General features: G+C 44.7%; 8 protein-coding genes, 4 tRNA genes and 2 rRNA genes. 4 read left to right on the top strand and 10 right to left on the bottom strand.

Features of this window, described 5'->3' with window-relative positions:
- Positions 1 to 99 precede the first annotated feature (99 nt).
- From alr to MKY28_RS30785, 4 genes are all read right to left on the bottom strand, one after another.
- Positions 100 to 1,254: an alanine racemase gene (gene alr / locus MKY28_RS30800; protein ID WP_340938316.1), complete on the bottom strand. Its 1,155-nt coding sequence runs from the start codon at positions 1,252 to 1,254 to the stop codon at positions 100 to 102.
- Positions 1,255 to 1,514: 260 nt separating this feature from the next.
- On the bottom strand, positions 1,515 to 1,679 hold the full coding sequence (locus MKY28_RS30795) for a hypothetical protein (protein WP_165789932.1): 165 nt from the start codon (positions 1,677 to 1,679) through the stop codon (positions 1,515 to 1,517).
- A 466-nt stretch (positions 1,680 to 2,145) separates the two neighbouring features.
- On the bottom strand, positions 2,146 to 3,240 hold the full coding sequence (locus tag MKY28_RS30790) for a hypothetical protein (RefSeq protein WP_091037026.1): 1,095 nt from the start codon (positions 3,238 to 3,240) through the stop codon (positions 2,146 to 2,148).
- Between the two features lie 108 nt (positions 3,241 to 3,348).
- Positions 3,349 to 7,764: an Ig-like domain-containing protein gene (locus MKY28_RS30785; RefSeq protein ID WP_340938312.1), complete on the bottom strand. Its 4,416-nt coding sequence runs from the start codon at positions 7,762 to 7,764 to the stop codon at positions 3,349 to 3,351.
- A gap of 696 nt (positions 7,765 to 8,460) precedes the next feature.
- On the opposite strand from MKY28_RS30785, the gene MKY28_RS30780 reads away from it, so the two are divergent.
- From MKY28_RS30780 to MKY28_RS30765, 4 genes are read left to right on the top strand one after another with little or no spacing between them, the layout of a single operon-like run.
- Positions 8,461 to 8,928 carry a GNAT family N-acetyltransferase gene (locus tag MKY28_RS30780; protein WP_340938310.1) on the top strand — a complete coding sequence of 156 codons (468 nt, stop codon included), beginning with the start codon at positions 8,461 to 8,463 and terminating at the stop codon, positions 8,926 to 8,928.
- A 32-nt stretch (positions 8,929 to 8,960) separates the two neighbouring features.
- Positions 8,961 to 9,470: a phage tail protein gene (locus MKY28_RS30775; RefSeq protein WP_340938309.1), complete on the top strand. Its 510-nt coding sequence runs from the start codon at positions 8,961 to 8,963 to the stop codon at positions 9,468 to 9,470.
- A gap of 30 nt (positions 9,471 to 9,500) precedes the next feature.
- Complete coding sequence (locus MKY28_RS30770) at positions 9,501 to 9,998, top strand: phage tail protein (protein WP_100529038.1); 498 nt, start codon at positions 9,501 to 9,503, stop codon at positions 9,996 to 9,998.
- A 17-nt stretch (positions 9,999 to 10,015) separates the two neighbouring features.
- Positions 10,016 to 10,552 (top strand): phage tail protein, encoded by a 537-nt coding sequence (locus MKY28_RS30765; protein ID WP_149847017.1) that lies wholly within the window; start codon positions 10,016 to 10,018, stop codon positions 10,550 to 10,552.
- 295 nt (positions 10,553 to 10,847) lie between these two features.
- Here MKY28_RS30765 and MKY28_RS30760 read toward each other — a convergent pair.
- From MKY28_RS30760 to MKY28_RS30735, 6 genes are all read right to left on the bottom strand, one after another.
- A tRNA-Lys gene (locus tag MKY28_RS30760) sits at positions 10,848 to 10,920 on the bottom strand.
- A gap of 9 nt (positions 10,921 to 10,929) precedes the next feature.
- A tRNA-Trp gene (locus tag MKY28_RS30755) sits at positions 10,930 to 11,003 on the bottom strand.
- Between the two features lie 6 nt (positions 11,004 to 11,009).
- Positions 11,010 to 11,086 (bottom strand) — tRNA-Met (locus MKY28_RS30750).
- 6 nt (positions 11,087 to 11,092) lie between these two features.
- Positions 11,093 to 11,164: transfer RNA gene (locus tag MKY28_RS30745), tRNA-Glu, on the bottom strand.
- 93 nt (positions 11,165 to 11,257) lie between these two features.
- Positions 11,258 to 11,374 (bottom strand): 5S ribosomal RNA (rrf, locus tag MKY28_RS30740).
- Between the two features lie 78 nt (positions 11,375 to 11,452).
- A 23S ribosomal RNA gene (locus tag MKY28_RS30735) occupies positions 11,453 to 14,378 on the bottom strand.
- Positions 14,379 to 14,538 lie beyond the last annotated feature (160 nt).

The following is a 14,538-nucleotide window of genomic DNA, read 5'->3' as shown; positions in this document are numbered from 1 at the left end:
GACTCTAGTTGATTAGCTTGTACTTGCCTTCTGATTGGGTTTTGAAAATTTATTAACACTAAGTGCCCGTGACATAGTTCTTCGTTACTTACGCTGATTTCAATATGTTGTTGTACGACTTCCCGTGATTTCACGTTGAATTTCCCCGCCTTCTTTATAGATTCGCAATACTCTGTCCGTGATGGAACTCGTTATTTCTTGAGATACACCACCGATATGATTGGCCAGTTCCTGAACCGTAATTTTCTGTTCACCTGAATAACCAATGAAGGTCACTTTGGATCCTTCCGGAAAATACATGGGAAGCTTAATCATCAATTGATCCATGGAGATTTTTCCTATAATTTCTGCTTGATGCCCCTCCACCAACACCTTCGTATTTTGCATTCTCTGCGACCATCCATCTGCATAACCGATAGGCACTGTTCCGATCCATTGATCGGAGTCTGTTTGATAAGCATTGTTGTAACCCACATATTCGCCCTTTTTTAATCTTTTCGTTTGCAATAATCTACTGTGCATACTGAATGCAGGCTTTACCTGGATGTTCGATACTAGTTTTTCCGGATAAAAACCATAAATTGCAGCTCCTATTCGAGCCATATCCATACACAATTCCGGAAATCGAAGTGCTGCCACACTTCCCGCACAGTGATAATGATTGACTGGAATCTGGGATATACTGCTCCATTCTTTCATTTCCAGGAAGCGTTGAATCTGAAGCTGCAGATAGCTGTTGTCTGTCTCACCCGCTGTCGCGAAATGAGTATAGAACCCGTCTACTATTACATCTGGAGCCCGGAGCCATGGAACCATTTCAAGCCATTCTTCTTCCGTACGTATACCGATTCGCCCAAGTCCAGTATCCATTTTCACATGCACAGATAGCTTATGCCGGGTATGAACAGGTTTGTATTTTCTCATCTGCTGAAACCATGAAGCTTGTGTAACGGTAAGCATCAAATCATGTTCCAGAGCCAGAGGTACAAGTTCGGGACGTATCGGAGTCAAAATAAGAATCGGTTGTGCTAAGCCGGCATTTCTTAAGCGGATGGCTTCTTCAATGAAGGCACACGCTAAATAATCCGCGCCTGCCTCTACTGCTTCTTTGGCCGTCTCAATATCTCCATGGCCATATGCATTTGCTTTAACAACTGCCATTAATTTGGCCGAACGGGGTAGAAATTTGCGGATCTGTATGACATTCTCGCGAATTTTCGTTAAATCTATTTCAGCCCATGTATCTCGGTACATTCGAATAATCCCCTCAACCGAATAGATGGTATGTTTTTACTTACTATTTTTAGTAGATCCGCATATGCACTTTTCATAGTTTGGCCTCCTAAAGGTGTGAATGTGGTGCGTTGAATTGATTTAAGTGTATATTAAGGCCACTTCAGCTCCTATCGATCAAACTTACACAAAACTGACAACGATGTAAGATTACAGATTTGCACTTCTCCACATCTCATAGTTACAACAAAAAAAACCTGCACTAGGGCAGGTTTCTTTCATTATTGTAGATTTTCATTGCTCATCCAGCTATCAACATACAGTGGTTCACTGTAGTCCTCCCGGACCGTAAATTGTTTCAAATGTTTCTCTGCATCTGCACGATTCTCGAAGCCTCCCATAACGACGGTGAATTTTCCATTTTGACGATTTGCGGAATTTCTCAACGGAGACGATCTATTGCATCATCTTGAAACAACCAAAAATCGATCCCAAAGGTACCAAAAGCAAGAGGCATCTATAAGCAAATTATTATGACCAAATCCAGAATGGATGAGACAGATCCCCATTATCTCCACTTTATAAATGAAGGACAGGTGCTCGTACATTGGAACGGGGAAAAATCTTTCTGTTCCATTTCATAAGCGTACTATGTGGAGAAGCGTAACTTCTCTGAAGATATAATGAAATAAATCCCAATACTCGACCTTGAGCGCAGATCTGGGAACCACCAGGTGCGATGATGGCGCGCCTGAAGGGACTCTGTCCTATCAATGGGAAGTCGTCAGCGCTCTGGAAGGCGGCTGACTATACCTCCACCGGAGAAGTGACGCTGATCGTTCGAAATAGCACCGTTCCTTTTGAAAGTGTAGGAGCAAGTATCACCAAAATGAATCCTCTTGAAAATTTATATCAACCTCCCTTAACTTGATTGTTTGATAAAATTGTAACGAGATTAATTTTATTTTTGAAGTCCTCCGAGCCATTTAACTCCACTATTAATCTCTCTAAAAAACGGATGACATCGTCTAGTGATAGTGAACTAGATTCAATTCTACGTAAAAACATTATTGTAAGCTCTCTCACTTCTTTTAAGGCAATATCATTTCTGTTTTTTGATGCATATTTACTTAGATAATATAAATCAATGTTCACCTTAGTAATCTTTATGAAGGGAGTGTTACTGTTTGCAGCTCTTAAATCTCTCATCAAATTTAAAGCTGCACCTAATGAAACATAAATCTCTGTGAGTTTTTTTAATCTTTTCTTCTCCCATTTCTCCCTGTATATTTGGCCTACAGTGTCAAAGATAATGAAAGTCAAAAATGCTTCTTTGATTTTAGGTAAAAACTCTATGTACATGTTGTATTGATTTATTGTGTATTCCTGTCCAATCATCATACTCGCCCAACGCATAGGGTTATAGAAAATATTTGAAAAGATTCCTGACGTAAAACCATCCAGATTTGAAAATACATACAATATTCCTGCTAACCAATATAACTCTAATCTAAAGCGGAACAGGATGTATACAATGATAAATATTATTACTGCTGAAAAGTACAAACTACCATTTAAAATTTCATTGCTTAAATTAGAGATCGACTTCATATATGTAATTAATTCTTCAAGAGTTAAGTTATTATCGACCAAGTAATCCATATACGCCTTATTTTCTTTAAGCTGTGAGAGAAATGAACTCTCCTCTGTTAAAAGCTCATGAAACATTGCTTGGGTGTTATCTGGTAGATCTTTTTCCATAACAATAAAAGTTTTTGTAATGGTATTCCCTATTTTTGTTTTAGCATCAATTTCAGGTGAGAAAAAGACGTCCTCACTATACTTGCTCTCAGTAGCATATCTATAATATGCACCCGGATCGACTATGTTAGTTATTCCGAAAAGTAACATGGATATAACTAAAAACAATGGAAAGTACAATAAAAACATACCTAATATAATTACAGTCTTTTTTAAATACGCATTCCCCAAACGTGACTTATTCATTAAATCCCCTCTCTTTAACTAATCAAAAATACAGATCGTATTTGCTCATTGGAATCTTAATAAGCAAAAGATCAGACCCTCTTGGTCTGATCCTTCGCTTTCATGCTTCTATTGAATCAAATTCGACTTCTTAAGTAATTTTTGAAGTAACGTAGCCACTTCAGCACGTGTGATTTGGCCCTTCGGTTGAATCGTAGTCGTTGTTCTACCATTCATAATACCCGTTGCTAAACCAGCTGCTATATGACCTCTGGCATAGCTTGAAATCGATGAATCGTCTTTATATTGTCCGATCAACGTGTTTACTTGATCAGGCAATAAATCCGGATTGATACCTGTGATCTTCATCGCTTTCGCAATAATTGTCATAGCTTGTTCACGAGTGATGGTATCCATAGGAGCAAATTCAGCATCATTATAACCCTCAATTAATTGATATTCGTGAGCTGTATAGATATAATCAGCAAACCAATCGGACTTATTTACATCGATAAATGAAGTTTCGCCAGTTAACGGTACTATACCCAGCCCTCTTACAACCATAGCAGAGAACTCTGCACGTGTAATGCTCCTATTCGGTTCGAAAATATCCTCCCTAACTCCCGTAACAATCATTCGTGATCCCATGTCATTGATTGCGTCTTTTGCCCAATGGTTCGTCACATCAGTAAATTCGACTGGGTGCCAAACCAGAGTGTACAAGCTATTGGACAAGCTATTAATCACTGCGTGGTAGCGATTATCTTTCTTCTCGACATAAGTTGGTACATGATGAGTGGAACCATCCGACCCTACAACAATTCCTGTCGTAATCTGATTTGGATCGACGGTCTCCGGAAGTGGAATATACCGTTCAACGTACGTATTGAAGCGATTTATTTCCTTTCTTGAACCTTTAAATTCAGCCATTAACGTAAAATGGACAGGATCCACTAAAAGTAAAGCACCTTTTGAAATCGTCGAGTCCTTTGCAATGCTTGATTCCGAAGGAAGAGCTTTTGAGATTGTTAACTCAATCGTCATGTGTGATAGTGTATCATCCGCACCAAGTTGACCCGCTACCCCCTCAATTGAGATTTGGCTCGCAGGTAGTCTATACGTGGCAAGCGGGGTGACCAGTTCTAAAACAGCAGATTGCTCTATCATCTTTTTAACAACATCCCCTGTTAATATTCCCACAATGGAATCCGATGACTCATTCACAGGAATAGTCACTACAGCATTCTGACCTTCTTTCGCCAACCATTCTAGAAGTTTGCTAGGATCCGGCGTAAGAGTTGTTATGGTTCTATTATCAACGATTTTTGTATCCAACCTGCCGATCTTCTCTGACTTACCGTTTATTACAACAGGGACACCACTTGGCTCTAGCTGAGGTGGGTTTGTTGATGGTGTTCCGCCACCTTGTGAGCCTCCTCCACTGCCGCTATTGCCTGAATTTCCACCGCCACCTGAACTATTGGAAGAATTGACAGTAAGTACAAGGTTAGTTGTTGCTATTTCCCCGTCTCCATAAACAGCTGTAATCACAGAAGTATAGGTTCCGGCTGGTAAGCCTACTACCGGTCTAACGCTCCACGTGTCGATACTTTCACCCGCAGCTACATTATTGCCACTTCCTTCAACCACAAATGTATTGGGTTCACTGGAAGTTAGACTACGAATGGTGGTATCAGCCGCCCCGGCATTCGTGATGATTAATTTCTTTGCTGAAGGTTGTTCATAACCAACCGTTACAGGTGAAAATAATGGAGCCACAATACTTAAAAAAGGTATCGGCTCTGAGATATCTTCGAACTCTGCGCTAATGGTAACATCCCCGCTTGGCATGATGAAAGTTTCACCCACGATCGGATAATCCACAGAATTAAAGGTATACTTCAGCGATCCTATTTTTACTCTCTTCCCGAAATCCGGTAGAATGTTCAAGCTAATTAAGTTACCGGATGGGGAGATCGTAGGGGCAACACTAATTGTGCCACCTACCAAATTGTTTATCGTCACAGTGTATTGTTCGATTTCAGTAACTACATTTATTGTAGCGTTGCCCGATTTACTGCTGTTGGCCGTTGAGATCGCGGTAATCGTATATGGACCAGGTGTTGTGTTTGGAGCGACACTTACCAATCCATTTTCATCCACTTTGACATTTCCGCTCGTATCACTGCTGCTCCATGTCACGGTTTGGGCTGCTCCACCACTGACATTCACAGTAGCTGTGAGCTGCTGTGTATCACCTTGCAGCACACTTGAATAGGTAGGACTCACAGTTACACTGTTGACTTCTGGTGCAGAAGTCACTGTAATCGTTGTACTCCCTGTCTTGGTACTATCAAAAGAAGAAGTTGCTGTAATTGTATACGGACCAGGTGGGGTATTTGCTGCCACACTTACCAATCCATTCGCATCTACCGTGACATTGCCATTCGTGTCACTACTGCTCCACGTAACAGTTTGGGTCGCTCCACCGCTTACATTCACAGTGGCCGTTAGTTGCTCTGTATCTCCTTGTACCACATTAGGGTTAGACGGACTGACCGTCACACTGTTTACTGCCGGTGCTGAGGTAACCGTGATCGTTGCACTACCTGATTTAGTACCGTCAAACGTCGACGTTGCTGTAATTGTATACGGACCAGGTAGGGTATTTGTTGCTACACTCACCAGTCCGTTCGCATCTACCGTAACATTACCGTTCGTGTCACTACTGGTCCACGTAACAGTTTGGGCCGCTCCACCGCTTACATTCACAGTGGCGGTTAATTGCTCTGTATCTCCTTGCACCACATTAGGGTTAGACGGACTGACCGTCACACTGTTTATTGCTGGGGCAGAGGTAACCGTGATCGTTGCACTACCTGATTTAGTACCGTCAAACGTTGACGTTGCTGTAATTGTATACGGACCAGGTGGGGTATTTGCTGCTACACTCACCAGTCCGTTCGCATTTACCGTAACATTGCTGTTCAAATCACTACTGGCCCACGTAACGGTTTGAGCCGCTCCACCGCTTACATCCACAGTGGCGGTTAATTGTTCTGTATCACCTTGCACCACACTAGGGTTAGACGGACTGACCGTCACACTGTTTACTGCTGGGGCAGAGGTAACCGTGATCGTTGCATTACCTGATTTAGTACCGTCAAACGTTGACGTTGCTGTAATTGTATAAGGACCAGGTGGGGTATTTGCTGCTACACTCACCAGTCCGTTCGCATCTACCGTAACATTGCCGTTCGTGTCACTACTGGCCCACGTAACGGTTTGAGCCGCTCCACCGCTGACATCCACAGTGGCGGTTAGTTGTTCTGTATCTCCTTGCACCACACTAGGATTAGACGGACTGACCGTCACACTGTTTACTGCCGGTGCCGAGGTAACCATGATCGTTGCACTACCCGATTTAGTACCGTCAAACGTTGACGTTGCTGTAATTGTATAAGGACCAGGTGGGGTATTTGCTGACACACTCACCAGTCCGTTCGCATCTACCGTAACATTGCCGTTCGTGTCACTACTGCTCCACGTAACAGTTTGCGCCGCTCCACCGCTGACGTTCACAGTGGCCGTTAGTTGCTCTGTATCTCCTTGCACCACATTAGAGCTAGTCGGACTGACCATCACACTGTTTACTGCCGGTGCCGAGGTAACCGTAATCGTTGCACTACCTGACTTGGTACCATCAACTGTTGAAGTTGCTGTAATCGTATATGTGCCTGGTGTAGTGTTTACAGCCACATTCACCAATCCATTCGCATCTACCGTAACATTGCCGTTCGTGTCACTACTGCTCCACGTAACAGTTTGCGCCGCTCCACCGCTGACATCCACGATTGCTGTCAGTTGTTCTGTTTCCCCTTGCTTCACACTTGGGTTAGCTGGGGTCACAGTCACACTATTCACGTGTGGGGCGGGAGCAGACTTTATATGACCGTCATATGTTTGACTGTCATAACCTACTGCAACTGCTCGTCCTCCACCTATAATGACGTCGGCAAAATCAATGGATGAGGATAGATTACTCCATTCCTCTTCCCAAACAACCCCGTTTATTGAGGTTGCAACTCTTTCATTTGCGCTAACGGTATAAAATTTACCTGCAGCATACGTCACTGAATTTAAACTAACGTTGCTGTAATTCAATACTGTCGTCTTGCTCCAAGTTACTCCATCATTTGAAACATACGCCTGTCCAGCATCACCAACCGCTACAAATGTATTGTTTCCATAGGCAACATCGAAAATGGCTTGGGTGGGATTAGTTGTATATACCTCAGTCCATGCTAACCCATCGGAAGAACGGAAGATTTTAGCTACTTGTCCTTCATTATAAGTTGTTGCAATAAACATCCCATTGCCGTACACCACTCGGTAAAAATCAAGGTTTGTATTCGTATACACTACCTCTGGGGTACCATTTTCTATGAATGAATATAGTTTTCCGTTTCCCGCTAACACATAACGGTTAGTAACGGGACTATAAGCAATATCGTTGATATGCTTGTTTTCAAAAAATGAATTCATAGGGGTCCATCCGGTTGTGGGATCATTTGACTTATAAACTCCATCTGAGGCAGTAATAAACCAAGTAGAATTCAGAAACTTCACATTAGTGGGTTCCACTGTAAACCCCAGATTTCGATTGTCCCAAGTCACGGCATCTGTCGATAGATGAAAATCCAGGAAATAACCTAAAGACAAAAATGTACCATCGCCATATTCCACAATAGTTTGAAAACTTGAAGGAACATGATGTACGGTACTCCAAGTAGCGGCGTTCGCTTTAGAAGATAAACCCCCACCACTAAAAGAACTAATGAGTAAAATACTTGCCAATGTAGTTCGGAGTATACGATTCAAACTCTTTTTTCTCGGAAACAAAGACATGTCCGGCCCCCTGAAATGATTTAATTGGCAATTATTATTGCCTATCTATTTCCCGATGAAGTTTGTCGAAGGATGAAATGGAAATTACTCTCATCATAAACGAGACTTTGGTATAGGTAAATATAAAATTAGGGACTTTTTTCATAAAACAATGACTTTCAACCCATTCCCAACTTGTTCTAAGGTGTTTTTTTGAAGTTTTGTTATAAATTTTCGTCACCATTCGATTCGAAACTGCAAAATTTTTAATGACAGCCCTTCTTCCATCTGTTATAAACAAATTATGACAACTATATCTAGCCATCACCTTGGAATTAAAGGAGAAAATAAAAAGTGATTGATACAGTTGCAGCAAAACTCGAAGATGAAGCGTTTTTGTATCAGTTGTATTCATTAACCCGCCAAGACGAATTACAAAGTTGGAACTGGGAGCTAGAGGAACAAGAACTATTTTTGCGTATGCAATGGAGAGCTCAAACCATGTCTTATGCGGCCTCTTACCCAGATGCAACTCGTATGATCGTACGTGAAAATAATATCTCTGTAGGTCAAACTTACGTACTTGAACAAGGGCAAGAATGGGTGCTCATTGATATATCTCTACTTCCAGAGTATCGGAATCGGGGTATAGGTATGAGCCTAATTATGGATCTACAACAACGGGCAAGTCATGCTGGCGCAACTATTCGCTTAAGCGCCATGAACAGGGCAATGAGGCTGTATCAGAAGCTTAACTTCGTTCCTGTACACAGCACAGGTTTATATCAACTTATGGAATGGTATCCCTTTGAGAACAAATGAATTAACATCAGAATCTAGTGAGGTGAAAGCGAATGAGTGAAGCTTATTTAGGTGAGATTCGAATGTTTGCGGGGAATTTTGCTCCTATTGGATGGGCTTTGTGTAATGGACAAATAGTATCCATTGCTGAAAATGAGGCTCTGTTCGCTCTACTTGGAACAACGTATGGCGGAGATGGCCAAACTACGTTTGCTTTGCCTGATTTGCAAGGTAGAGTGGCTGTACATCCAAACCCTACGTTGATTCGTGGGCAAAAAGCAGGTAATGAGGCGGTTACATTAGTTTCTAATCAACTCCCTGTACATACGCATTCGGTGTACACTGCGTCAAATTCCTCTACAATTACCTCAACGCCAACTAATGCAACCTGGTCTAACTCACCACGAAAAATCTATTACACGTCAGATAACCCCACTACAGTGAATATGAATAACGCATCTGTATCTGCTGTTGGTGGAAACCAGGCTCATGACAACATGATGCCTTCAACTGTCATCTCGTTCATTATCTGTCTAGAGGGCATATTCCCGTCTCAACCTTAAAGAGAATAAAAAAATAGAGGAGGTCACCTCATGTCAGAACCATTTTTGGGCGAGATCCGATTGTTCGCCAACAACTATGCCCCTCGTAACTGGGCTTATTGCGAAGGACAAATCTTGCAGATCAACAGCAACCAAGCTCTCTACTCTTTGCTTGGCAACGTCTACGGAGGAGATGGTATCACTACTTTCGCACTTCCAGACTATCGTGGACGAGTACCGATACATGTGTCAAATACAATTCCTCTGGGCACTAAACAGGGTGAAGCAGCTCACACGTTAACCATTAATGAGATGCCGATACATAACCATCAAGTAACAGCTTCTGAAACCAATCCATCGGTGGCAACTCCACTAAATAACGTTTGGGCAGCTGTCCCGAATTCATTCGGATCCACCCCTGGACAAGAAACTATGAATTCAGGAAGTCTCTCAGGAGCCGGCGGTTCTCAACCGCATAACAATATGCAACCATACACCGTATTGAATTACGCCATTGCGATTCAGGGAATTTTCCCTTCTCGCAACTAATTAAGGAGGACATGACTTTGGCTGATGCGTATATCGGTGAAATCCGAATTTTTTCTGGAAATTTCGCACCAAAAGGCTGGGCATTATGTAATGGTCAATTGATGTCAATTAACCAAAATACAGCTCTATTTTCTATACTGGGTGTACAGTATGGTGGAGATGGAAAATCGACCTTTGCATTGCCCAATCTGATGGGTTCCGCTGTTATTCATCAAGGTTCCGGAACAGGTCTAACTCCTCGTACTGTTGGAGAAAAGGTTGGAGATGCAACTGTCACGCTAAATCAAACCGAAATCCCTGCTCATACGCACACACCTCAAGGTATTGTTGCGACAGGGAATCAAACTTCACCTAAAGATGCGTACTGGGCCCAAGCTGCCAAGCCTATTCCCACAGCACCGCAGCCCCCATTGTACAATAACACTCCAAGCACAGATATGACGCCTATGGCTGTAGGAGTGACCGGTTCATCTCAGCCACATAACAATATGCAACCTTTTATTACACAGACTTTTATCATATGCTTGCAAGGCGAATTTCCTTCACGTGGTTAAGGAAATAAATATAAGAAAGAGGCTGTCCATAAGGATAGCCTCTTTTCCAATAGGGATATTATAATCGGATTAATTCAAAAGTTATAGCGTTCTTAGATTTTACTACATGGTGCGTCCATTATCCGTTGATGGGATAGGAATTATTCTCTTGTCTGTCGAAGAGACCATTGTTTGTAAAGATGACTCTCGACCTTTTCTCCATGTCTTGCTATACAGAGGATTCACCTGGAAAGAGTTTATACCCCAGGTCAAAGAGACTATGTTTTTCTCTTAATACCGCATGCATATATAACAATGAGCCATGAAGGGCTCGAACCTTCGACACCCTGATTAAAAGTCAGGTGCTCTACCAACTGAGCTAATGGCTCTTAATAAAATGGCAGGGGCAGCAGGAATTGAACCCACACCAACGGTTTTGGAGACCGTTGTTCTACCTTTAAACTATGCCCCTAAAAAATGGTAGCGGCGAAGGGAATCGAACCCCCGACCTCACGGGTATGAACCGTACGCTCTAGCCAGCTGAGCTACACCGCCTTATTATGACCCGTAGGGGATTCGAACCCCTGTTACCTCCGTGAAAGGGAGGTGTCTTAACCCCTTGACCAACGGGCCTTACTTACTCCTGAAGAAGAATTTAAATCTGCCAATTGTTCTCATCACTTAAATTCTCAAGAAAAGCCAAAAAAAATACCCCAGCGGGGTTTCGCTTGGCGGCGTCCTACTCTCCCAGGACCCTGCGGTCCAAGTACCATCGGCGCTAGAGGGCTTAACGGTCGTGTTCGGGATGGGTACGTGTGGAACCCCTCCGCCATCGCCACCAAACGCATAGCTTAGCTTACATTCAGAGATCGTTCTCTGAAAACTAGATTCGAAACGAAACATGCGAATGACAACTTGCTATTGGATAAGCCCTCGACCGATTAGTACTGGTCAGCTCCATGCATTGCTGCACTTCCACCCCCAGCCTATCTACCTCGTCGTCTTCAAGGGGTCTTACATACTGGGAAATCTCATCTTGAGGGGGGCTTCACGCTTAGATGCTTTCAGCGTTTATCCCGTCCGTACATAGCTACCCAGCGGTGCTCCTGGCGGAACAACTGGTACACCAGCGGTACGTCCATCCCGGTCCTCTCGTACTAAGGACAGCTCCTCTCAAATTTCCTACGCCCACGACAGATAGGGACCGAACTGTCTCACGACGTTCTGAACCCAGCTCGCGTACCGCTTTAATGGGCGAACAGCCCAACCCTTGGGACCTACTTCAGCCCCAGGATGCGATGAGCCGACATCGAGGTGCCAAACCTCCCCGTCGATGTGGACTCTTGGGGGAGATAAGCCTGTTATCCCCAGGGTAGCTTTTATCCGTTGAGCGATGGCCCTTCCATGCGGTACCACCGGATCACTAAGCCCGACTTTCGTCCCTGCTCGACTTGTAGGTCTCGCAGTCAAGCTCCCTTATGCCTTTGCACTCTTCGAATGATTTCCAACCATTCTGAGGGAACCTTTGGGCGCCTCCGTTACTCTTTAGGAGGCGACCGCCCCAGTCAAACTGCCCACCTGACACTGTCCCCGCACCGGATTACGGTACCAGGTTAGAACCTAGATACGATCAGGGTGGTATCCCAACGTTGCCTCCACGCAAGCTGGCGCTCACGTTTCAAAGGCTCCCACCTATCCTGTACAGATCGTACCCAAATTCAATATCAAGCTGCAGTAAAGCTCCATGGGGTCTTTCCGTCTTGTCGCGGGTAACCTGCATCTTCACAGGTATTAAAATTTCACCGGATCTCTCGTTGAGACAGCGCCCAAGTCGTTACGCCATTCGTGCGGGTCAGAATTTACCTGACAAGGAATTTCGCTACCTTAGGACCGTTATAGTTACGGCCGCCGTTTACTGGGGCTTCGGTTCACAGCTTCGGATTGCTCCTAACCACTCCCCTTAACCTTCCAGCACCGGGCAGGCGTCAGCCCGTATACTTCGCCTTACGGCTTCGCACAGACCTGTGTTTTTGCTAAACAGTCGCTTGGGCCTTTTCACTGCGGCCCCCTCGTGCTATTCACACTACCGGGGCACCCCTTCTCCCGAAGTTACGGGGTCATTTTGCCGAGTTCCTTAACGAGAGTTCTTCCGCGCGCCTTAGAATACTCTTCTCGCCTACCTGTGTCGGTTTGCGGTACGGGCACCATCACCTGGCTAGAGGCTTTTCTTGGCAGTGTGAGATCATGACCTTCGCTACTATAATTTTCGCTCCCCATCACAGCTCAGCCTTACAATGTGCGGATTTGCCTACACATCAGCCTTACTGCTTAGACGGACATCCATCAGTCCGCGTCACTACCCTACTGCGTCCCCCCATTGCTCATAACGGCTTACGGTGGTACAGGAATTTCGACCTGTTGTCCTTCGACTACGCCTTTCGGCCTCGCCTTAGGTCCCGACTTACCCTGAGCGGACGAGCCTTCCTCAGGAACCCTTAGGCTTTCGGCGGATCAGATTCTCACTGATCTTTTCGTTACTCATACCGGCATTCTCACTTGTATAATGTCCAGCGCTCCTTACGGTACACCTTCAACCCTTATACAACGCTCCCCTACCCCTGATGCAAAGCATCAAGCCATAGCTTCGGTGGTGTGTTTAGCCCCGTTACATTTTCGGCGCAGAGTCACTCGACCAGTGAGCTATTACGCACTCTTTCAATGATGGCTGCTTCTAAGCCAACATCCTGGTTGTCTGTGCAACTCCACATCCTTTCCCACTTAACACACACTTGGGGACCTTAGCTGATGGTCTGGGCTGTTTCCCTTTTGACAATGGATCTTAGCACTCACTGTCTGACTCCCGGAAGTAAGTCTATGGCATTCGGAGTTTGACTGAGCTTGGTAACCCTTGCGGGCCCCGCACCCAATCAGTGCTCTACCTCCACGACTCTGTTTTCCGAGGCTAGCCCTAAAGCTATTTCGGGGAGAACCAGCTATCTCCGAGTTCGATTGGAATTTCTCCGCTACCCCCACCTCATCCCCGCATTTTTCAACATGCGTGGGTTCGGGCCTCCAGTGCGTGTTACCGCACCTTCACCCTGGACAGGGGTAGATCACCCGGTTTCGGGTCTACGTCCACGTACTACATCGCCCTATTCAGACTCGCTTTCGCTGCGGCTCCGGCTCTTCACCTTAACCTTGCACGGGAACGTAACTCGCCGGTTCATTCTACAAAAGGCACGCCATCACCCCTAAAACGGGCTCTGACTTTTTGTAAGCACACGGTTTCAGGTTCTATTTCACTCCCCTTCCGGGGTGCTTTTCACCTTTCCCTCACGGTACTGCTTCACTATCGGTCGCTAGGAAGTATTTAGCCTTGGCAGATGGTCCTGCCGGATTCATACGGGGTTTCACGTGCCCCGCACTACTCGGGATCCGTCTCGGAGGGAACCAACTTTCAACTACAGGGCTTTTACCTTCTTTGGCGGGCCTTTCCAGACCTCTTCGCTTAACCGGTTCCTTTGTAACTCCATGTGAGACGTCCCACAACCCCAAAGAGCAAGCTCTCTGGTTTGGGCTTCTCCGCGTTCGCTCGCCGCTACTGACGGAATCACTATTGTTTTCTCTTCCTCAGGGTACTTAGATGTTTCAGTTCCCCTGGTATGCCTCTACACAACCTATGTATTCAGTTGTGAGTAACTGGAAATTACCCCAGCTGGGTTTCCCCATTCGGACACCCCCGGATCAAAGCTTGCTTACAGCTCCCCGAGGCAGTTTCGTTGTTCGCCACGTCCTTCATCGGCTCCTAGCGCCTAGGCATCCTCCGTGTGCTCTTAGTAGCTTAACCAATTGCTCAATATGAGCAATTGCAATCTACCGTTTTTATTGAAACTTGTTTGCACAAGTTCAGCTAAAAAGGAATGTTCTAATTCGCGTTTGTTTCGTTTCGATATCTAGTTTTCAAAGAACAAGCTCCATGCAAAAGCAAGCTGTTTGAGAGTTTGAGC

Origin of the sequence: Paenibacillus sp. FSL R5-0473 (assembly GCF_038004565.1) — a bacterium.
Lineage (GTDB): Bacteria > Bacillota > Bacilli > Paenibacillales > Paenibacillaceae > Paenibacillus > Paenibacillus amylolyticus.
Note: the sequence above shows the minus strand (reverse complement) of the source record. Positions and strands in the feature narration are given on the sequence as shown.

Excerpts from the sequence above, each read along its gene's own strand:
- MKY28_RS30770 (WP_100529038.1), top strand. The coding sequence starts at position 9,501 with ATGTCAGAACCATTTTTGGGCGAGATCCGATTGTTCGCCAACAACTAT.
- MKY28_RS30775 (WP_340938309.1), top strand. The coding sequence starts at position 8,961 with ATGAGTGAAGCTTATTTAGGTGAGATTCGAATGTTTGCGGGGAATTTT.
- alr (WP_340938316.1), bottom strand. The coding sequence starts at position 1,254 with ATGTACCGAGATACATGGGCTGAAATAGATTTAACGAAAATTCGCGAG.
- MKY28_RS30790 (WP_091037026.1), bottom strand. The coding sequence starts at position 3,240 with ATGAATAAGTCACGTTTGGGGAATGCGTATTTAAAAAAGACTGTAATT.
- MKY28_RS30785 (WP_340938312.1), bottom strand. The coding sequence starts at position 7,764 with ATGAATTCATTTTTTGAAAACAAGCATATCAACGATATTGCTTATAGT.